This window comes from Blautia sp. MCC269 (assembly GCF_018785655.1).
In the GTDB taxonomy this organism is placed as follows: domain Bacteria; phylum Bacillota; class Clostridia; order Lachnospirales; family Lachnospiraceae; genus Blautia_A.
Window position 1 is genome coordinate 136294 of sequence record NZ_WQQE01000010.1, and the last position, 20279, is coordinate 156572.

General features: G+C 45.7%; 15 protein-coding genes. 4 read left to right on the forward strand and 11 right to left on the reverse strand.

Annotated elements, in window-relative coordinates:
- Positions 1 to 10: 10 nt before the first annotated feature.
- From priA to GPK88_RS04095, 3 genes are all read right to left on the reverse strand, one after another.
- Positions 11 to 2230, reverse strand: coding sequence for a replication restart helicase PriA (gene priA / locus GPK88_RS04085; RefSeq protein ID WP_173762425.1), 2220 nt, complete (start codon positions 2228 to 2230; stop codon positions 11 to 13).
- 4 nt (positions 2231 to 2234) lie between these two features.
- A complete protein-coding gene (locus tag GPK88_RS04090; protein ID WP_215707547.1) occupies positions 2235 to 3701 on the reverse strand; it encodes a UDP-N-acetylmuramoyl-L-alanyl-D-glutamate--2,6-diaminopimelate ligase in 1467 nt (488 codons plus the stop codon).
- 153 nt (positions 3702 to 3854) lie between these two features.
- Positions 3855 to 5729 carry a COG1470 family protein gene (locus tag GPK88_RS04095; protein WP_173762424.1) on the reverse strand — a complete coding sequence of 625 codons (1875 nt, stop codon included), beginning with the start codon at positions 5727 to 5729 and terminating at the stop codon, positions 3855 to 3857.
- Between the two features lie 573 nt (positions 5730 to 6302).
- Between GPK88_RS04095 and GPK88_RS04100 the strand changes: the two genes are divergently transcribed.
- Positions 6303 to 7235 (forward strand): carbamate kinase, encoded by a 933-nt coding sequence (locus tag GPK88_RS04100; protein WP_173762423.1) that lies wholly within the window; start codon positions 6303 to 6305, stop codon positions 7233 to 7235.
- Positions 7236 to 7396: 161 nt separating this feature from the next.
- Here the strand turns inward: GPK88_RS04100 and nrdD are convergent, their stop codons facing one another.
- Together nrdD and GPK88_RS04110 are read right to left on the reverse strand one after the other, a co-directional pair.
- Positions 7397 to 9532: an anaerobic ribonucleoside-triphosphate reductase gene (gene nrdD / locus GPK88_RS04105; protein ID WP_021977905.1), complete on the reverse strand. Its 2136-nt coding sequence runs from the start codon at positions 9530 to 9532 to the stop codon at positions 7397 to 7399.
- Between the two features lie 175 nt (positions 9533 to 9707).
- The gene (locus tag GPK88_RS04110; RefSeq protein ID WP_173762422.1) at positions 9708 to 10256 is read right to left on the reverse strand and encodes a hypothetical protein; all 549 of its coding nucleotides are present in this window, start codon (positions 10254 to 10256) and stop codon (positions 9708 to 9710) included.
- Positions 10257 to 10518: 262 nt separating this feature from the next.
- Between GPK88_RS04110 and asnA the strand changes: the two genes are divergently transcribed.
- Together asnA and GPK88_RS04120 are read left to right on the forward strand one after the other, a co-directional pair.
- Positions 10519 to 11529, forward strand: coding sequence for an aspartate--ammonia ligase (gene asnA / locus GPK88_RS04115; protein ID WP_148448506.1), 1011 nt, complete (start codon positions 10519 to 10521; stop codon positions 11527 to 11529).
- A 48-nt stretch (positions 11530 to 11577) separates the two neighbouring features.
- Positions 11578 to 12003 carry a CBS domain-containing protein gene (locus tag GPK88_RS04120; protein WP_021977908.1) on the forward strand — a complete coding sequence of 142 codons (426 nt, stop codon included), beginning with the start codon at positions 11578 to 11580 and terminating at the stop codon, positions 12001 to 12003.
- 121 nt (positions 12004 to 12124) lie between these two features.
- On the opposite strand, the gene nagA is transcribed toward GPK88_RS04120, so the two are convergent.
- From nagA to GPK88_RS04150, 6 genes are all read right to left on the reverse strand, one after another.
- Positions 12125 to 13228 carry an N-acetylglucosamine-6-phosphate deacetylase gene (gene nagA, locus GPK88_RS04125; protein ID WP_173771786.1) on the reverse strand — a complete coding sequence of 368 codons (1104 nt, stop codon included), beginning with the start codon at positions 13226 to 13228 and terminating at the stop codon, positions 12125 to 12127.
- A gap of 28 nt (positions 13229 to 13256) precedes the next feature.
- Positions 13257 to 14000 carry a glucosamine-6-phosphate deaminase gene (gene nagB, locus GPK88_RS04130; RefSeq protein ID WP_148448503.1) on the reverse strand — a complete coding sequence of 248 codons (744 nt, stop codon included), beginning with the start codon at positions 13998 to 14000 and terminating at the stop codon, positions 13257 to 13259.
- 159 nt (positions 14001 to 14159) lie between these two features.
- Positions 14160 to 14903, reverse strand: a complete 744-nt coding sequence (locus GPK88_RS04135) for an amino acid ABC transporter ATP-binding protein (RefSeq protein WP_148448501.1) — start codon at positions 14901 to 14903, stop codon at positions 14160 to 14162.
- On the reverse strand, positions 14890 to 15579 hold the full coding sequence (locus tag GPK88_RS04140) for an amino acid ABC transporter permease (RefSeq protein WP_180215131.1): 690 nt from the start codon (positions 15577 to 15579) through the stop codon (positions 14890 to 14892). Before GPK88_RS04140 ends, GPK88_RS04135 begins: the two co-directional genes overlap by 14 nt.
- Before the next feature lie 101 nt (positions 15580 to 15680).
- The gene (locus GPK88_RS04145) at positions 15681 to 16457 is read right to left on the reverse strand and encodes a transporter substrate-binding domain-containing protein (RefSeq protein WP_148448499.1); all 777 of its coding nucleotides are present in this window, start codon (positions 16455 to 16457) and stop codon (positions 15681 to 15683) included.
- A gap of 169 nt (positions 16458 to 16626) precedes the next feature.
- Positions 16627 to 19143 (reverse strand): leucine-rich repeat protein, encoded by a 2517-nt coding sequence (locus GPK88_RS04150; protein ID WP_173771784.1) that lies wholly within the window; start codon positions 19141 to 19143, stop codon positions 16627 to 16629.
- A gap of 205 nt (positions 19144 to 19348) precedes the next feature.
- Here GPK88_RS04150 and dapF point away from each other — a divergent pair, with 205 nt between their 5' ends.
- Positions 19349 to 20203 (forward strand): diaminopimelate epimerase, encoded by an 855-nt coding sequence (dapF, locus tag GPK88_RS04155; protein ID WP_148448496.1) that lies wholly within the window; start codon positions 19349 to 19351, stop codon positions 20201 to 20203.
- Positions 20204 to 20279: the final 76 nt, after the last annotated feature.

A 20279-nucleotide genomic window follows, 5' to 3' on the forward strand; every position in this document is an offset into this window, starting at 1 on the left:
TTCTTCTCCTTTAATTCATATCAAATTGAATGTATATCTTCCGGAATCCGGAATTTATCTCTATATATTTCTCCAGCTTTTCTCTGACTGCCGTGAGAAAACGTATATCTGTGTGCTTCAGATGGAGCACCTGGCGGTAAACATCTTTTACTTTTCCTACCGATGCAGACGCAGGGCCGATCATGTGAAGCTCCTCTTTCGGACTTACCCTGCGGATAAAAACTTCTATATAATACATGGCTTTTTTGAGAAATTCTTCATCCTGGCAGGCGCCAAAAACGGTCATCATATGGGCTGCCGGTGGATAATCCAGAAGCATCCGGTAACCCATTTCTTCTTTATAAAATTTTTCATAATCCTGGATAGCTGCCGCCTGAATGCTGTAATGTTCCGGCTGATACGTCTGGATCACCGCATGTCCCGGCCGGTCACCTCTGCCGGAACGTCCCACTGCCTGGGTCAGAAGCTGAAAGGTTCTCTCTCCACAATGATAATCATCCATATTCAGGGAAAGATCTGCCGCAATCACGCCGACCAGAGTTACATCCGGAAAATCATGTCCCTTGACAATCATCTGGGTTCCCACCAGAATATCTGCCTCATGCCCTGCAAAAGATGCCAGAATTTTTTCATAGCTGTCCTTGGTCCTTGTGGTATCAAAATCCATCCGAAGTACCCTGGCTTCCGGAAATTCTTTTTCCAGAACTCTCTCAATCTGCTGGGTTCCTGCCTTAAATCCTCCAATATGAGGCGAACCACAGGACGGACAGACTTCCGGCTTCGCTGTTTCATAACCACAGTAATGGCAGATCAGCCGATTTCCGTTATGCTCACTTAAAGATACATCACAGTGTGGACATTTCATCACATGGCCGCAGGCCCGGCAGGAGACAAACCCTGCATAACCTCTCCGGTTCAGAAACAGCATGGCCTGTTCCCGTTTTTCAAGGACCTGTTCCAGCTGAGTTTTAAGTTCCCGGCTCAGCACAGAACGGTTTCCTTTTTTTAATTCTTCCCTCAAATCCACAATCGATACCTGTGGAAGAGGTCTTTCCTCATAACGTGCACGCAGTCTCACCAGCAGATATTCTCCGCTGCACCCATGGCTGTATGCTTCCAGTGACGGAGTTGCGGAACCCATCACAACCTGTGCATGTTCCATCTGTGCACGTTGGATCGCAGTTTCCCTCGCATGATACCTGGGCGTATTTTCGCTCTTGTATGTGGGTTCATGTTCTTCATCAATCACAATCAGTCCCAGATTGGAAAACGGTGTAAACAGTGCAGATCTGGGGCCTACCATCACCTGCACCTCTCCACGTTTTGCCCGTTTAAACTGATCATAACGCTCTCCTAAAGAAAGTCTGGAATTCAGAACCGAAACCTTATCCCCAAACATGGCATAAAAGCGGCGGACAGTCTGGTACGTAAGGGCAATCTCCGGAATCAGGACAATGGCCTGTTTTCCTTCCTCCAGAACTTTCTGGATCAGCCGCATATAGACCTGGGTTTTTCCGCTTCCGGTTACTCCGAACAGGAGCGTTGGTCTCGGATGTGGATTCTGCCATTCCCGGAAAATCTGCTCTGCCGCTTCCTGCTGTTCCTGATTCAGGCACAGCTCTCTGTCGTCTTTTACAAGCCCCTCACTTTCCGGAATCCGGTACATTTCCTGACTTTCGATTTTTATAAAACCTTTTTTTTCGAAGAAATCAAGAACAGAACTGCTGGCCCCCAGTTCTTTGGATGCGTAGGTGTAATCCAGACTTTTTGACTCCAGAATTGTCCGCAGAAATCTTTCACGTGCCTTAAAGCGGCTGCCCTCCAGTTCTTTCAGCAATTCTTCGGCAGCCGCTTTCTCCCCGGTAAAAAAAATCAGTTTTTTTTCTTTGGCCCGGACTTTATCTTTTACAGGCAGAACCGTCTTCAGTGCCTGAATCATGGTAGAACCATACGTCTCTTTCATCCATGCCGCAAGTGCGATCAGCCTGGATTCTGTTGTCTCACCATCTGTGGATACTCCCTGGATTTCCTTGGTTCTGGAAGCATCGTATTTGGCTTCTGTGGAAATCCCGATTACATAACCCTTCCGGACTGTATTTCCCTTTCCGAAAGGCACTGTAACCACAACGCCCGGTTTTATGGACTGCTCCAGTTCTTCCGGAACACGGTACTGAAAATCCCGGTCCAGCTTCTCATGTGAAATGTCAATGATCACATCTGCATAAATCATCCGTTTACGCTTTCTGGTCTTCTTCCAGGATTTCCTGAATCAGCACACGCTCATCCATTGGGTATTTTTTGCCCTTGATTTCCTGGTAATCCTCATGGCCTTTTCCTGCAAGAACAATAATATCTCCTGGTTCGCCATGATGAATCGCATAGGCAATCGCTTCCTTACGATCCGGAATCTCCACATATTTTCCATCTGTTTTTGCCATTCCGATTTTAATATCGTCAATGATAGCCTGCGGATCTTCATCTCTTGGGTTATCGGATGTGATGATGGTCAGGTCTGCCATTTTTCCGGAAACCTCACCCATCTCATAACGGCGGAGTTTGGAACGGTTTCCACCACATCCAAACAGGCATACCAGTCTGTGCGGGTTGTATTCCTTCAGTGTTCCAAGAAGGCTCTCCAGTGCCATGGCGTTATGTGCGTAATCGATCATCAGTGTAAATTCATCCGATACCTTGATCATCTCAATACGTCCTTTGACTTTGGCTACTTTCAGAGCCTTGATGATGTTCTCTTCTGATACTTTGAAATGACGGCAGATGGCAATGGCTGTCAGGGAATTGTAGATGCTGAATTTACCCGGAATATCAATCTCAACCGGGAAGTCCAGAAGTCCCTTCACATGGTAGGAAATTCCAAGATATCCTTTTCTTCCCACAAGTTTTGCATCTTCTGCACGAAGATCCGCTTTTTCAGAAAATCCGTAAGTTTCAAGAGCACAGGTGTGTCCCTCCACAATCCGGTCAAAATGCTCATCGTCACGGTTTACGATACCGACTTTACACTGTTTGAGAAGCATGGATTTGCAGTGAAGATAATCGTCAAAATCCTTATGCTCGTTCGGTCCGATATGATCCGGTTCAATATTGGTAAAGATACCAAAATCAAAGATGAAGCCCTGGGTTCTGTGAAGCATCAGTCCCTGTGAGGAAACCTCCATAACTACCGCGTCACATCCTGCCTCTACCATATCATGAAAATATTTCTGTACCATGTAGGACTCCGGTGTGGTATTGGCAGCCGGGATATGTTTTTCTCCGATAATCGCCTCGATAGTTCCGATAAGACCTACCTTGTATCCAGCATTCTCAAGGATGGATTTTACCATATAGGTGGTTGTGGTTTTTCCTTTTGTTCCTGTGATTCCGATGGTTTTCAGTTTCTCTGCCGGATGTCCGAACCATGCAACGGAAATAAACGCCATGGCATAACGGGTATCCTTCACCTGAATTACCGTTACATCAGAAGGAGCTTCTACAGGTTCCTCCACAATAAGAGTTCTGGCTCCCTTTGCCACAACATCCGGCACAAATTTATGTCCGTCTACTACAGCGCCCCGGATGCAGATAAAAAGGCTTCCCTCTTCCACTTTACGGGAATCATAAACAACAGAAGAAACTTCCTGGTCTGTACTTCCCTGAAGACATTTGTATTCAAGATGTTCCAATAAGGATAAAAGTTTCATTTTTTCTCCTCCATTTCCCCGTATCTCTGCTGTCGCTTCGCGGCCAGAATACGGGAAGGCATACTATTCTTGTTTTATGTACATACCATATAGAATAGCACACCTGCCCCCTGTTTTCAACGTTTCTTTACGGTGCGCCCAACGCCTGAAACATCACTTTTTCTCTCGCATTCCGGCATATTTTCGGTACAGCCAGAAAGCCCCCAGAGCTGTGATTGCAGCTGTCAGTGCAAGCAGAACAAACAGTTCTGTATCTGTATCATCTCCTGTTTTCGGATGTGTGGATGCCTCTCTTGCCATTCCTTCCTGTACAGATGTGGAATCCGGCTCTCCATTTTCTGAGATCATCTCTGTTTCCAGCGCTTGGGTGGCTTTTCCTTCCACAGTAATCTCTGCGGATGCAGTCACCTGTTTTTCACCGGTTTCCTTACTTGTCACAGAGATCTGGTTAAAAAGTTTCTGGTTTACGGTTTTTTCCGGAATCTTTACCGTTGCCTGAAGTGACACGGCTTCTCCTGGCGCTATCTGTGGGATCAGTGCCTTGGTTCTGGTGCTGTTTAACCTAATGCCTTCCTTTTCCACAAACTGTGCTTCAATTCCCTCTGCCTGAAAACGTTCTGTTCCAACAACCGAATGCAGTGTTTTTTCCCCTGTATTTATGATACAGATCTGATACGTCACGGTTTCTCCTGGAGCTGCGCTTTCCCGGTCTGCTGTTTTCTTTACGGAAAAATCCGCCTTCAAAGACTGCAGCGGACTGACCACCTCCGCCTTCCGAAAGATAGTTTCCTCCGGACGGCCTTTCACTTTTGCCCCTGCTTCCACTTTATGCTCCAGATCCTTTTCCTGTTCATTTAAAAGCGGTGCCAGAATATAAAAACTCCTCTGTTCACCGGCTTTCAACTCTGTCACTTCCGCCCTGGAGCCTTTTCCGGTAAGTCCCTGTGCTTCTTCCCACTGCTGCGTAATCTTCGGGCAGGAAAAACTGCTGGTCATCCGGATATTCTCAAGATCCAGAGCCCCTGTATTCGCAAGATCTACCCGATAACGGATGGTTTTTCCGGCTTTCATTTCTTCTGTCTCGGAAGTTACAGAAAGTGTCATATCTGCTTTTGCAGCTTCCACAGTAAGAATTGGAGAAATTCCTTCCGCAAGAATCTGAGTACTTCCGTTTTCTTTCACCAGAAGAGCTGTTCCCGCACCATCACAGTCTTTCTGCAGCGGTTCATCCTGCACCAGCAGATAACTGGTTTCTTCCACCGGATATCTGTATTCTTCCCGCAGAGACAGCGGAATCTGCAGCAAAATAGATTCCTCATGGAAATTTTCCGTTTCTATCTTATATACCAGTTTTGTGATTTCCGTATCTTCGCCTTTCTGATTTTTCACCGGTATCTGCTGTGTCTGTACATTTTCCGGAAGTGATGTTGTTTCCGGGGAAAAATATTCCGAGACATACACCACGCAGGTCACTGGTTCCGGTTCCACGTCAGGATTTTTGTTTTCCCCGGATTCCTCTTCCGATTCTTCTTCTGGCATTTCCTCCGTTTCTTCCGGATTTTGATCCTCTTCCGTGACTTCTTCGTTTTCCAGTATCATGGCAGAGCTTTCATTCTCTACATCTTCTCCTCCGGACGTCGTTCCCTCCTGTGAGCCCTCACTCTCTTCCTCCTGCGTTTCATTCTCTTCGTATACTGTTTTCCCGGATGCCAGCTCCTCCATGTACTCATCTTCTTCCTCCATTTCCTGCTTATTTTCCGATTCTGTTATTTCCGGCAGGTTCTCATTGCCGTCCGAAATCCTTCTTTCCATTATCCAGTCCTTTAATCCCGTGATCCGGATATCCAGCTCTGCCATTCCCTTCTCTCTGTCTGTCCAGAAACAACTCTGCTCCACTTTCGGGTTCGGCCCTGACTGAAATGCAGATGCCAAAACGGTTCCCGGCTGAATATTTCCCACCAGTACAGTTCCCGCAGCTGCAGCTGCAATTGAAGTTCTCCTTATCTGTTTCCATATTCTGTTTTTCATCACAATTCTCCATTTCTGCCTGCTATGGCATTATCTTTTACACATTCACATTTAACAGAAGCTTACTTTTCCACAGACAAAGGCATCCCTCCCCGGCAAAACGGTGCATAACCGTCAGAAAAACAATATTTATCAATAAAAAAAGGATTTCTGCATCGAACTGATGCGTGAATACATTCCGCAGAGCGCGGAAATTAGACTCTTTCAATGTAGCACATTCCTCAAATGGGCGCAACCAGATATAAAAATTATAAAGTTTGTTTAAACTTTCTTTATAAATTTTCGATTTCTTTTAGATTGCCGACATAATTTAAACATATTTCCTCTATATAATAGGTCTTGGATAGATGAAAAACCACTCTCTATCTCCCCCCTCAAAAAATAGTAGGAAATGAACCGCCTGACCGAATCAGGCGGTTTTTCCTTGTCTGAAAATTCACGGCCTGACAACTATCTGTAAACCATATTCATCTAAAATTCTATTGCATTTCCAACATAGGTCTTTTATAATAAAATATAATACTCGTTACTATTGAACAGTAACCAATTTTAAAGAGAAATGAGGTATTTCCTATGAGCGAAAAAACCGTAGTAGTTGCATTAGGCCACCGAGCACTTGGTACCACACTTCCTGAGCAGAAAACAGCCGCCCGACTTGCAGCCAAGGCAATCGCAGACCTGGTTGAAGAGGGAACCCGCGTGGTAATCTCCCACAGCAACGGTCCGCAGGTAGGGATGATCCACACCGCAATGAATGAATTCGGCAAGGCACATCCTGATTATACATTTGCACCAATGTCCGTATGTTCTGCCATGAGCCAGGGTTATATCGGCTATGACCTTCAGAACGCCATTCGTGCGGAACTTATTTCCAGAGGAATCTATAAACCTGTCAGCACCATTCTCACACAGGTTGTCATTGATCCATATGATGAAGCATTTTCCGAACCGGAGAAGATCATCGGTCGTGTCCTGAATGCAGAAGAAGCAGAAGCCGAGGAAGAAAAAGGAAACTTCGTCACAAAAGTAGGGGAAGGACAGTACAGAAGAATCCTTGCAGCACCGAAGCCACAGAAGATCGTGGAGATCGAGACCGTGAAGGTTCTTTCCCAGGCAGAGCAGATCGTTATCGCAGCAGGCGGTGGCGGAATCCCGGTTCTTGAGCAGGGTACCCAGCTGAACGGTGCCAGCGCCATCATCGAAAAGGACCGTGCAGCAGGACTTCTTGCAGAGGAACTGAATGCAGATACCCTGATGATTCTTACAAGTGTTGAGAAGGTAAGCCTTAACCACAACACCGATCAGGAATCTTATCTGGATACCATCTCCACAGAAGATGCGAAGAAATACATCGCAGACAATCAGTTTGCGGCAGGCTCCATGCTTCCGAAGATTGAAGCAGGTGTTTCCTTCGTTGAAAAAGGCACCGGACGCCGTACCATCATCACCGATATGGCTCACGCCAAAGACGGATACTGTGAGAAGACAGGAACCATCATTAAATAATACACTTTCCCATAACAATATCCCGCAGAAAACTGCTGAATCTACCGGCAGTTCTGCGGGATATTTTTTATGCCGGAAATCGGCGCAAAAAAACACAGATACAGCATAATGCCATATCTGTGTAAATAGCTCTACCTCAGCCAATCTGTCCGGCCTATATTTTACATGGATTTTCGCTCAGCGATCTCCGCCATCTTCGCCTCATTCAGACGGGTGTCCCCATGAACACGGCTGTAGGAAAGATATCCGTTCATACGGTCGATCTTCGTCAGGTTTCTGGAACCGCAGACCGGGCACACATCCATTTCCAGCTCCTCATGACCACAGTCGTCACAGTATGCAAGAGAAAGGTTCACGCCCTCATAATATCCCAGATCCATGGCTCTGCGGATCAGTGTACGGATGGCTTCTTTATTGTAGCCGATGGGATAACGTACATACTGGATCTTACCACCATTGCAAAGCTCCCAGAAACGTCCCTCCAGATCCTGTTTCTCGATTGGGGTTACGTCCTCTGTTACATGACAGTGGAAACTGTTGCTTACATATGGTCTGTCAGAAACCCCTTCAATAATTCCGTACATCTTACGGAACTGCTCTACCTGCAGGCCACAGAGACTCTCTGCCGGCGTTCCGTAGATTGCGTAAAGGTAACCGTCTTCCTTCTTATACTGATTTACCTTGTCATTGATATATTTCAGAACTTCCAGGGCAAAAGCACCATCCTCTGCAATGGATTTTCCATTGTAAAGCTCCTGCAGCTCGTTGAGTGCTGTGATACCAAAGGAAGCAGTCATCGGCTTCAGGATCTTGCCGATCTTTTCATTTGGTTTCAGATGTCCGCCGTAGAAACCACCCTCACAGTACGCAAGAGGGTTGGTAGACGCACGCATCTGTCCCAGATACTCATACGTACGGATATGCAGATTACGGATCATTTCCAGATAGAAATCCAGAACTTCATAGAAATCTCTGCTCTCCGCTCTGGCCTTGGCAAGGATCATCGGAAGATGAAGGCTTACCGCACCGATGTTAAAACGGCCCACAAAAACAGGCGTATCATTCTCATCTGCCGGTTCCATGCCACCACGCTCATACCACGGGCTTAAGAAAGCACGGCATCCCATCGGGCTGATGACTTTTTTGTATTTCTTGTACATGCTGGAGATATAGCCTGCGCCGGACATGGACAGCCAGTCCGGATACATGGTCTTGGAGGAGCACTCCACACCAGCCTCAAAAATATCCTCACAGCACTTTCCAGGGCCGTGGATCTCTTTGTCATAAAGGAATACGATCTTCGGGAACAGTACCGGTTTTTTATGTCCGGCTTTTCCCTGGCCTCCCTGATGCACTTCAAGAAGAGAAACCGTACACATCTTCTCAAACTGCTCGGTTCCAAGACCAAGTGTTACTGTAACAAACGGATAATCACCTCTGGAAGAACCAACCGTATTCAACTTGTATTCAATTCCCTGCCATCCCTGGTCATAATCCCTGCGGACTTTGTCAAGGGCATACTCGATCGCACGTTCCTCGCGGCCGCTCCAGCTCTCATCAGAGTATTTCAGAAATTCGGAAATATATTTATCGTAACTCTTCTTCGCATACGGTGCCAGGATCTTATCAACTTCAGGAACGGTAAAACCACCGTACTGCTGCGCTGCTGTGCTGAGGATGATATCGCCCATCACATCAAAGGCTGTATCCAGGGTCTTCGGCTCATTATACCAGACATTCCCCATCTCAAAACCGCCGCTTAAAACAGCTGCCACATCAAACAGACAACAGTTCATAGTATCCAGACGTGCAGACTGATCATGAATGTAAATGTAACCGTCCTTACATGCTTGAAGTTCATTACGGTTCATAAAGAACTTCCGGTAAAGCTCTTTGTTCAGCTCATTGAAGATCAAGCTTCTCTTGGTTGCAACAAGCGCACTGTCCGTATTGGCATTGCTCTTATCACCGATGTAACGGATAGCCTGGCTCTTGGTGTAAACATCATCCATCATGTGAATGAAATCCAGCTTGTAATTCCGGTAATCGCGGTAGCTCTTGGCAACTGCAGGATTTACACGCTCCAGCGCTCCCTCTACGATGTTGTGCATCTCCTGGATCTCGATCTCATTTTTCCCAAGGGAATCCGCATGCTCCTGGGCAAAACGGCAGATAAAATCCTTCTCCTCATCGGAAAAAGTATAAAGAATACGCTCTGCTGATTTGTTCACGGCAGCCACGATTTTCTGAGGATTAAACTCCTCTCTTGTTCCGTCTTTCTTAATTACATATAACATGGCTCATCTCTCCCAAATACTATATATAGTACTATCTCTACCTATATCTTGATTTTTCTCTATATATTGTGCTAGGCATGAGTATACCACAGCTGGGAGGAAAAGAAAAGGGATATTTCTGTATACAAAAAAATACAGACTTTTAGCACTGCATGATCTCACTGCGGAAATATTCTTACAAATTCATTTGGAACCATTCTGCGATGAAATCCCATATCTCGGGAAGCAGGGCGACCAATGCCACTATAAGCCATATGATCCAGCTTATACTGTTTCTTTTCCGGCCTTCGTTCTGCTGCTTTTTCCCCTGATTTAAAACTTCTGTACGATTTCTGTTCGCCGTTGTTTTATACACGGTACTACCTGCCGGTGCGGTCTTTTTCACAGTTGCAGCTGCATTTCCTGTATTTCCTATATTTCGGTTTCCGCCTGGATTCCGGTTCACTCCTGCATTCCGTCCCGTATTCATATTGCGGCCTGCATTCGTATTCCGCCCCATATTCGTACTCTGCTTCACCCGGCCGCTGCGCTGTGCTGTTTTATCAACGGTCTGTCCATATTGTCGCATCATATCCCGCACTTTGGCGGAAGCATGTCTGTAATGTACCTCACGGGGCTCATTAAGATGGTAAAGTACTTCATCATTTCTGTAAGGCATCCCGCACAGTGAACACCTGCCATTTACAACCCTGCCGCCACAAACCTGACACTTCTCACCTGCCATAAACTCCCTCCATTCTGTCCGTTAAAACGGACATTTACATTTATTTTTATCAATCGGACATTCCCATTTCGTCCTGCTGCATGTCCCTGAATGCGATCATTCCACAATTTACATTCAGTATATCATATCATGCTCTCAATACCCAGTATTTTTCCCGCTCCAGGGCCCGGACTTCACACCTCCTTATATTGCCACCCTGGCCATTTTCTGCTATAATACCCCACAGAGCAACAAGCCAAAAAATCATCAGGAGGAAGCGATAATGAACACAATCACAATCCCCGCAACCTATCATGCAGACCTGAACCTCCATGACACACAGATTGCGATCAAAACAGTAAAAGATTTCTTCCAGCAGACACTCTCCCAGAAGCTCAACCTTCTCCGAGTATCCGCTCCAACATTTGTAGCACCGGAATCCGGCCTTAACGATAACCTTAATGGTGTAGAGCGCCCGGTAAGCTTTGATATCAAGGCTATCGAAGGCAGCAACGCCGAGATCGTACACTCCCTTGCGAAATGGAAACGCTACGCTCTGAAAAAATACGGTTTTTCTCACGGTGAAGGCCTCTACACAGATATGGTAGCGATCCGCCGCGATGAAGATCTGGACAATATCCACTCTGTTTACGTAGACCAGTGGGACTGGGAAAAAATCATCTCCAAGGAAGAGCGCTCCATGGAGACTCTCAAGGAGACCGTACGCACCATCTACAGTGTCCTTCGTAAAACTGAGAAATACATGGCTGTACAGTACGACTACATCGAAGAAATCCTTCCGAAAGACATCTTCTTCATCACAACACAGGAGCTTCTTGACATGTATCCGGACTGCACACCGAAGGAACGTGAATACAAGATCGTCCGTGAAAAAGGTGCCGTATTCCTTATGAAAGTCGGAAAAACCCTCACAAACGGAGAGCGCCACGACGGACGTGCCCCGGACTACGATGACTGGGAACTGAACGGCGATATCCTTGTGTACTATCCGGTACTTGACATTGCACTTGAACTTTCCTCCATGGGAATCCGTGTTGACGAGGACGCACTTGACCGCCAGCTTACCGAGGCAGGCTGCGATGACAGAAGAGAGCTTCCTTTCCAGAAAGCCATCCTGAACAAAGAACTTCCGTACACCATCGGTGGCGGTATCGGACAGTCCAGAATCTGTATGTTCTTCCTGCGTAAAGCACACATCGGAGAAGTACATGTATCTCTCTGGCCAAAAGAAATCACAGATGCTGCAGAGGCACACGGACTTCAGCTTCTCTAAAACATCTTGCAGATTTATTTATAATTTTTGCGGAAATGAGGTAATAACGTGAACATTCTGTTTTTTCTGATTCCCAAAAGCGAAGTCGCCTACATCTTCGAAGATGAGACCCTTCGCCAGACCCTTGAAAAAATGGAGCACCGCAAGTACTCCTGTATTCCCATTCTCACCATGGACGGCAAATATCTCGGCACCATCTCAGAGGGCGACCTTCTCTGGGGCATGCGCCGGGCAGACATTCACGATATCAAGGAAACAGAGGGCGTTCCCATCATGGCAATTCCACGCCGTGCCACCTATAAACCGGTCCACGCAGATTCCAATATGGAAGATCTCCTGGACCGCGCCATCAATCAGAACTTCGTGCCAGTTGTGGATGACCAGGGAGCCTTTATCGGAATCATAACCAGAAAATCCATCATCAAATACTGTTACAACGAAATGAAAGCCGCACAGGGCGCTGCTGAAGAATAAACTCAGCTACCAGCCCCAAAAAACAAAAACAAGGCTCCGGTTCCCGGGATAAAGCGAATATTCTCATTCTGCTTTCCCGGGAACCGGAGCCTTATTCTCTGTCCTTCTTTATCTGATTCGATCAGATCACCCTCACAATATTCAGCTTCTCATCTGCAAGTACCATATCCGCCCGTTTTCCAGGCACAAGAGAGCCCACCTCTCCATAGATGCCAATGCTCTTTGCAGGATTTCTGGTGGCCGCAAAAATCGCCGTACGCTCCGGCACACCCATTGCGATCACGCACTGCATACATTCATAGAGATTGGTTGCGGAACCGGCAATGGTGCCATCCTCAAGAACCGCCTTCCGGTTATTCATAATCACCTTCTGGCCGCCCAGCTCATAAACACCGTTTTCCATTCCTGCCGCCATCATGGAATCGCTGATCAGTACAATCCGTTCTTCCCCGAACATCCGGAATGTATTTCTTACTACTGCCGGATGAATATGAATTCCATCTCCGATCATCTCCACCATACACAGCGGATCATCTGCCGCTGCTGCGATCACTCCAGGCGCACGGTGTCCCAGCGGATTCATGGCATTGTACAGATGGGTTACATGATGAGCACCCTTTTCCATGGCTTTTGCGGCGCAATCATAATCCGCACCTGTATGGCCTATGGAAATCACCACATCATCTTTAAACGTTTCAATAAACTCCTCTGCTCCTTCCATATTCGGAGCCACAGTCACAACCTTTATCCTTCCACCGGAAGCGTTCTGGCATTCCCGGAAAAATTCAATGTCCGGTTTGCGGATGTATTCCTCCACATGTGCGCCCTTTTTTGCAGGATCTAGGAACGGTCCCTCCATATTCAGACCCACAATTCTGGCACAACTCTCATCCTGCTCCACTTCTGTTGCGGACGCAAAAATCCGGATCAGCGCATCCATGGGAAGTGTCATAGATGTAGGACAGTAGGAAGTAACTCCGTGAACTTTTTCATACTGGAGAATTTTTTTCAGGCCGGCCGCATCTGCGTCTGAAAAATCATGTCCGACCGCACCATGGCTGTGAATGTCCACAAGTCCCGGCAAGATTTTCAGTCCGGAAGCGTCAATTTCTTCTTTATCAGAAACTTCCGCCTCACCGGATACAAGTTTCCCGTCTTTCACATAAAGATCCATTTTCCGGAAGCTGCCATCTTCCTGAAAAACATTTCCATTTCGGATAATCATAACTTTTTTGCCCCTCTCTGCGCTTCCTCTATAAAAGTCCTTTTTCACGGATCAGGCTCAGTGCATCCTCATCTGCCACAACCGTGAGATCCGGATGAAGCTGCAGAATAGATGCCGGAACATTCGGTGTGATCGGTCCGTACAGGGAATTGTACAGGGCTTCTGCCTTGGAAGTTCCCGTTGCCATAAGGAGGATTTTTTTTGCTGCCATAATGTTCTTGATTCCCATAGTGTAGGCCTGTTTCGGAACCTCATCCATGCTTTCAAAAAATCTTGCGTTGGCTTTGATTGTACTTTCCGTCAGATCCACACAATGGGTTTCTTTCTCAAAAGCCGCTCCCGGTTCATTAAATCCGATGTGACCGTTTCCGCCAATACCAAGAAGCTGCATGTCCACACCGCCGGTTTTCCGGATGATTTCATTATACTGTGCACACGCCTTATCACTGTCCTCTTCCAGCCCGTCAGGCACAAAGGTTCTCTCCTTGTCAATATTTACATGGTCAAAGAGATTCTGATTCATAAAATAACGGTAACTCTGGTCATTGTCACCGGAAAGTCCCTTATATTCATCCAGATTCACACTTGTCACTTTTGAAAAATCCAGATCTCCTTTTTTGTACCACTCCACCAGCTGTGCATACATGCCCACCGGTGTGGAACCGGTAGCAAGTCCGAGAACCGCATCCGGTTTCATAATAATCTGTGCAGACATGATATTGGCTGCTTTTCTGCTTACATCCTGATAATCTTTTCCTGTGTAAATAGTCATAGTTTTTTCCCCCTTAGTTTTTTGCTGTAAAACCCTTTTTTCTCTGATTATTATAACACACTTTCCATTTCAGAAGCTGTCATACCACAAAAAAACTGATATTTTCCTCCTGCATTTTTGTACAGAATATGGAAAATATCAGTTCAGTATAATTCAGATTTATAATGTTTTTGAAAGGAATTCCTGAAGTCGTTTATTCTTCGGATTTGCAAAAAATTCTTTCGGGGAATTCTCCTCCTGTATCTTTCCCTCATCAATGAAAAGAACTCTGGTTGCCACCTCGCGGGCAAATCCCATCTCATGGGTTACCACAACCATAGTCATGCCGGATTTTGCAAGCTCCTGCATCAGTTCCAGAACCTCTCCGACCATCTCCGGGTCAAGTGCGGATGTGGGCTCATCAAACAGCATCACATCCGGATTCATGGCAAGAGATCTCGCAATGGCAATACGCTGCTTCTGGCCACCGGAAAGCATATCCGGATAGGAATCCGCTTTGTCCGGAAGACCGACACGTTTGAGAAGCTCCAGAGCGGTTTTCTCTGCTTCTTCTTTACTCATCAGCTTCAGGGTTACCGGTGCAAGCATGATGTTCTCTTTTACAGTCTTATGCGGAAACAGGTTAAACTGCTGGAATACCATTCCGATCTTCTGACGGTGACGGTTGATATCCACCTTCGGATCTGTAATGTCGGTTCCCTCAAAGAGAATTTTTCCTCCGGTTGGTTCCTCAAGAAGGTTCAGGGAACGGAGGAATGTAGATTTGCCACAGCCGGATGGTCCGATAATGGCCACCACTTCGCCACGGCGGATCTGTGTGGTAATTCCGTTGAGGACCTGATTGCTGCCATAGGCTTTCTGAAGGCCCTGCACATCCAGAAGTACTTCATTACTTACGCTCATTGGTTCTCAGCCTCCTCTCAAGTCTTCCTACCAGATAGGTGAGGAAACAAACAATTATAAGATAGATTGCAGCTACTGCAAGCAGTGGGAACAGCGCACTGTAGGTCTGGCTTCGGATAATATCACCGCCACGGGTCAGATCCATAAGTCCAATATAACCACTGATAGATGTCTCTTTCAAAAGTACAATCAACTCGTTTCCAAGAGCCGGAAGAATGTTTTTGACAGCCTGAGGAAGAATGATCTTCGTCATGGTCTGTGTGTAATTAAGGCCCAGGCTTCGGCCAGCCTCAAACTGTCCCTGGTCAATAGACATGATACCGGAACGGACAATCTCAGCCACGTATGCGGCAGAGTTCATACCAAAAGCAATGATCGCAACTACGATCTTTCCCGGATCTACGGTTGCAAAAATAACATAGTATACGATCAGCAGCTGTACCATGGTTGGTGTCCCACGGATCACAGTCAGGTAAACTCTGCAGATCACATTGAGGATCTTAAGTTTGCCTGTCTTATCATGTGTGGAACGAACAATGGCAATAACAAAGCCAAGAAAAATACCAAGCAATACCGCAAAGAATGTAATAATGATGGTATTTTTCAGACCGGATACAATGAACTGCCAGCGGCTGTCGTCCAGAAAATTAAACTGAAACTGTTCAATAAGACTCAAAATTTCCACCCTTTCCCAAACTACAGGTTCCGAATTCCGGAAGTATACTCCCGGATATCCGGAACCTGAATTCAGTTCTTATAATTTTTCATCAGAAAGACTTATTTCTGTACAATGATAACCTGCTCTGCAGTTGTATATGGATCTGTGAAATCAATACTCTTCTTACGATCCTCTGTTACAGTCATTCCTGCAGCACCAAAGTCAGCTTTTCCGGATTTTACCGCATTTACGATGGCATCAAACTCCATATCCTCAACTTTCAGGTCGTATCCAAGCTTGTCGCAGATTGCCTTTGCGATATCAACATCGATACCTACAATATTATCTCCGTCATAATATTCATATGGCTGGAATGTTGCATTGGTAGCCATTGTCAGAGTTCCCTTGGAATGATCTGCATCCTTCGGAGTCTCATACGGAGTTTTACCTGCATCATCACCGATGTAGTTATCTCTGATGGAATCCAGAGTTCCCTCATCCTCAAGCTCTTTCAGCGCATCATTGAATTCTTTGGTAAGATCTGTGTTGTCCTTGGAAATACAGATCGCATACTCCTCTTTATCAAATACATTGTCGATAAGCTGAAGATCGTCATTTTTCTCAACAAATTTCTTGGCCGGCTCACTGTCAATCACCACACAGTCAATCTTGCCCTGCTTCAGAGCCATTACTGCATCGTTACCTTTATTATATCTCTCTACAGTTGCGTCCTTGATATCTGTAGCAATGGTATCACCGGTGGTTCCAAGCTGAACACCGATCTTCTTTCCTTCCAGATCATCTGCGCTCTTGATCTCATCTGCTGCAAAAACAGCGGATGTCATGGATACTGTCATAGCTGCCGCCAGTGCAAGTGCCATAAGTTTTCTTTTCATTTCTTTTTTCCTCCTGTTTCTGTGTACTTTACGTTATGTCTCTCCGGTTTCCGTCAGCCCTATTCGTAATGTACAGGAATAATTATACATAATTATGCATATTGCCTTGTTTTATGATACCATGTTTTTCATAAAATGCAAGCACAGAAACTTCATAACCATGATTTTCCTATTTTCTTACCGTGATTTTTTTCACAGTACTGTATGTTCCATATACGTAATTTCCTGCGGAATCTTTTTTGAATCCACGGACTTTTACATAATAGGTTTTATTTTTCTTCAGATTGGAAAGTGTTACGGACGTTTTCGCGGAATTTACTTTTTTATATCCGCTGAAATCACTCTTTTCTGCATATATGAACTGATAACCACGAACGCCTTTGATTGTATTTACGGATACATTCAGTTTCTGTCCGGCTGTGTTTGTCAGCTTGCTGATCACGGCCTTTGAAACCGTTGTCTTTGTCCAGTGTGCATACAGGGTCTGGCTTTTGGATATTTTTGTTTCGGCTGTTACTTTTGTGCCTCCGCTTTTTGCTGTGTACCAGCCTGTGAAGGTATAGCCTTTTCTTGACGGAGACGGCAGTGTTCCTGCTTTTGCCTTTACTTTGACATTCTTGGTTTTTGTGGTTACTGTGCCACCGTTTGGATTAAACGTCAATCTGGCAACCGATGGATCAGTTACTGTGATTTTTCTGGTGGAAGCTCCGTTTTCATATCCTGCAAAATACATCTTGATGGTTGCAGTTCCTGCACCTACAGCTGTGATCTTTCCCCCCTTCACGGTGCATACGGATGTATTGGAAGATTTCATCACAACTCCCGTATTTTTCATCGGCATACCATCCCACAGAACAGTTGCGGTTGCTGTCTGGCCTTTTTTAAGGGAAGTTGCGGAAACGTTCAGAGAAGCTCTGTAGTATTCTTTGTCTTTGCTTACGACGATTTTGCGGTCGTTTGTTTTATCTTTATAGGAAGATGATGTTGCCTTATCTGCTCCGTCATAGCTGAAGCACTGTACCCAGTAATAGTAACCATTGTAGCATACACATCCGATTCCGATACTCTGGTAATCTTCTCCCAGAATGTTTGCCTTATGGCCTTCGGAATTCATCCACATATTCATTACAGCAGATGCAGTAGTCGTACCGGCTGCGATGTTTTCTCCGTACATTTTTGAATTGGCAGTATAACAGTCTTTTCCACAGGGTCTTGTATGCGAATAGTATAGTACATTCTCAAATCCCCGCATCATTGCGGTTTCAAGAAGACTTTTATCCATGGTCAGTGCCTTCAGACCACATTTTTTTCTTTCCTTATTTACCAGGTTCAATACTTCGAAAGCTTTTGCATAACATTCCTTTGCACGCACGTTTACTTTTACACTGCTGATGTAAGTTCCATCCTCAATTGTATAAAAACCACCACCTGCGGATTTAATTTTTGTAGTGCTGTCAAAACTGTCATCTATTTTCGCAACAGTAGATGGAAGCATAATCTCTTTCAAAGCCGGACATCTCACAAAAGCACCATTTCCAATACTCGTAACTCCTTCCGGAATTACAACTTTTTCCAGCACAGAGTCTCTGTAACAGCATCCATCCGGAATTTCTTTTATTCCCTTTTCAAAAATCAGAGTCGTTATCTTTTCTGCACAGAGAAACAGATATGCTCCCATTTTCTTCACTGTACCTGGAATGGTTACTTTTGTAAGGCTTGTATAAGCAAACGCTTTCTCTGCAATACTGGTCACATCTTCCGGAATTCTGTATTCTCCCACACGGCCTCCCGGAAAAGAAAGTAACGTTTTTCCATTGTCCTTATAAAGAATTCCATCTCTGACGCTATAAATACTATTTTCTTCCATTTCGAAAGACTGCAAACTCCTCAGCCCTGACAGGCTTGAACCATCCAGCTCTTTTATACTTGCAGGCAATACCAGTTTTGTCAGTCCGGCTCCCCAGAATACTTCTTCTCCAATTTTTTCCAGTGAATTTCCAAGAGCAAGATCCGTTAACAATGGATCATCGGAAAAAGCATCTCTCTCAATTGTTTTTACCGTATTTCCCACCACTGCTTTTTTCAGATTGGGACAATTCATAAACGCTTCCGTTCCAATATAGGTAACACCATCTTCTACATAAACTTCTGTTATCTCATCTTTATAATCATTCCAGCCAGGCAAATTTTCTTCTGTTATTTCACCGGTAAAAAAATCCGCAACAACATAAAAATCATCCATCTCCCCATTTCCGGAAATCGTGAGGATTCCATCTTTCAATGTCCAGTTTACACCTTTTCCACAGGTACCCTGTTTTTCTTCTCCATCCGGAGTTTCTCCGTCGGAAAAAAGATCATCCTCATCGTCCATATCACTTTCTGCAGCTGCATCAGGCTCCAGATCCTCCACCTGTGAATCTTCGTTTTCCGGAAGTTCCTCCACAGCGTCCGGAATTTCGGTATTTTCTGCTGGTTCCTCCGGCATTTCCTCTGCCGGTTCCTCCGTAACTTCCGGTTCTTTTACCGCTGCATCTCCGATCTCGGTTTCTTCATCCACTTCCCCGGTGGCTTCCTGAACACTTTCTTCCGGAAAATCTTCCGCAAATGTTACAGCAGGCTGAAACGCCATTGCCGCGCATACGGAAACTGCCAGAACCTTTTTCAGCCAGATATTTTTTCTTCTCATGTACTTTCCTCCTTCTCATAAGCTTTATAAAAATATTATAAATCCCGGTATTTTTTCTGTCAATCTGCGGGAAAATTCACTTTTCGATAACAATTATCCAGTATACTATAATACCTGAGGAAGAAACTGGTATATTTTTCCGGCAGGGGCTTGTGTTCCTCCGGAAAAAGCAAGTATAATATTCAGGAATAAGGAGGTTATTATTATGAAATTCACGAAAATGCACGGCATTGGAAACGATTATGTATATGTAAACTGTTTTGAGGAGACTGTCAAAGATCCTGCCGCAGTGGCGAAATTTGTCAGCGACCGCCACTTTGGCATCGGTTCCGACGGCCTGATCCTGATCCGCCCGTCTGAGATCGCGGACTGCGAGATGGATATGTACAACCTGGATGGTTCCCAGGGCGCCATGTGCGGAAATGGTATCCGCTGCGTTGCCAAATATGTCTACGACCACGGCATTGTGGACAAAACATCTTTAAGCATTGCCACAAGAAGCGGTATTAAATATGTAGACCTCACCATCCGCGACGGCAAAGCTTCCATGGTAAAAGTCAACATGGGCTCCCCGATCCTCACTGCAAAAGAGATCCCGGTGGTTGCCGAAACCGAGCAGGTGATCAACGCTCCCATTACCGTTGACGGAAAAGAGTATCATATGACTGCAGTTTCCATGGGCAATCCTCATGCCATCATCTACGTAGATGATGTGGACAGCCTTGACCTGGAAAAAATCGGCCCGTCCTTTGAGAATCACGTATGCTTCCCTGACAGGGTCAACACCGAGTTTGTTCAGGTGATCGACCGCCACACCGTTAAGATGCGTGTCTGGGAGCGCGGCTCCGGAGAGACTCTCGCCTGCGGCACCGGCGCCTGCGCGGTTACGGTAGCTTCCATCCTCAACGACAAAGTTGACGGCAGCAAACCGGTTACTGTACAGCTCCTGGGAGGAAACTTAAACATCTCCTGGGAAAGAGACGAAAACCTCGTCTACATGACCGGTCCGGCAACTACGGTGTTTGATGGGGAAATTGATCTTGGGTTTTTAGGTGAATAGTCAAGACCACCCGCTTAGCGGGTGGCTTGCTCTGTCCCTATAAGGGACTATTCCCTGCTTGCGCCCGGAAGGCGCA

Excerpts from the sequence above, each read along its gene's own strand:
- priA (WP_173762425.1), bottom strand. The coding sequence starts at position 2,230 with ATGATTTATGCAGATGTGATCATTGACATTTCACATGAGAAGCTGGAC.
- GPK88_RS04090 (WP_215707547.1), bottom strand. The coding sequence starts at position 3,701 with ATGAAACTTTTATCCTTATTGGAACATCTTGAATACAAATGTCTTCAG.
- GPK88_RS04095 (WP_173762424.1), bottom strand. The coding sequence starts at position 5,729 with ATGAAAAACAGAATATGGAAACAGATAAGGAGAACTTCAATTGCAGCT.
- GPK88_RS04100 (WP_173762423.1), top strand. The coding sequence starts at position 6,303 with ATGAGCGAAAAAACCGTAGTAGTTGCATTAGGCCACCGAGCACTTGGT.
- nrdD (WP_021977905.1), bottom strand. The coding sequence starts at position 9,532 with ATGTTATATGTAATTAAGAAAGACGGAACAAGAGAGGAGTTTAATCCT.
- GPK88_RS04110 (WP_173762422.1), bottom strand. The coding sequence starts at position 10,256 with ATGGCAGGTGAGAAGTGTCAGGTTTGTGGCGGCAGGGTTGTAAATGGC.
- asnA (WP_148448506.1), top strand. The coding sequence starts at position 10,519 with ATGAACACAATCACAATCCCCGCAACCTATCATGCAGACCTGAACCTC.
- nagA (WP_173771786.1), bottom strand. The coding sequence starts at position 13,228 with ATGATTATCCGAAATGGAAATGTTTTTCAGGAAGATGGCAGCTTCCGG.
- nagB (WP_148448503.1), bottom strand. The coding sequence starts at position 14,000 with ATGACTATTTACACAGGAAAAGATTATCAGGATGTAAGCAGAAAAGCA.
- GPK88_RS04135 (WP_148448501.1), bottom strand. The coding sequence starts at position 14,903 with ATGAGCGTAAGTAATGAAGTACTTCTGGATGTGCAGGGCCTTCAGAAA.
- GPK88_RS04145 (WP_148448499.1), bottom strand. The coding sequence starts at position 16,457 with ATGAAAAGAAAACTTATGGCACTTGCACTGGCGGCAGCTATGACAGTA.
- GPK88_RS04150 (WP_173771784.1), bottom strand. The coding sequence starts at position 19,143 with ATGAGAAGAAAAAATATCTGGCTGAAAAAGGTTCTGGCAGTTTCCGTA.
- dapF (WP_148448496.1), top strand. The coding sequence starts at position 19,349 with ATGAAATTCACGAAAATGCACGGCATTGGAAACGATTATGTATATGTA.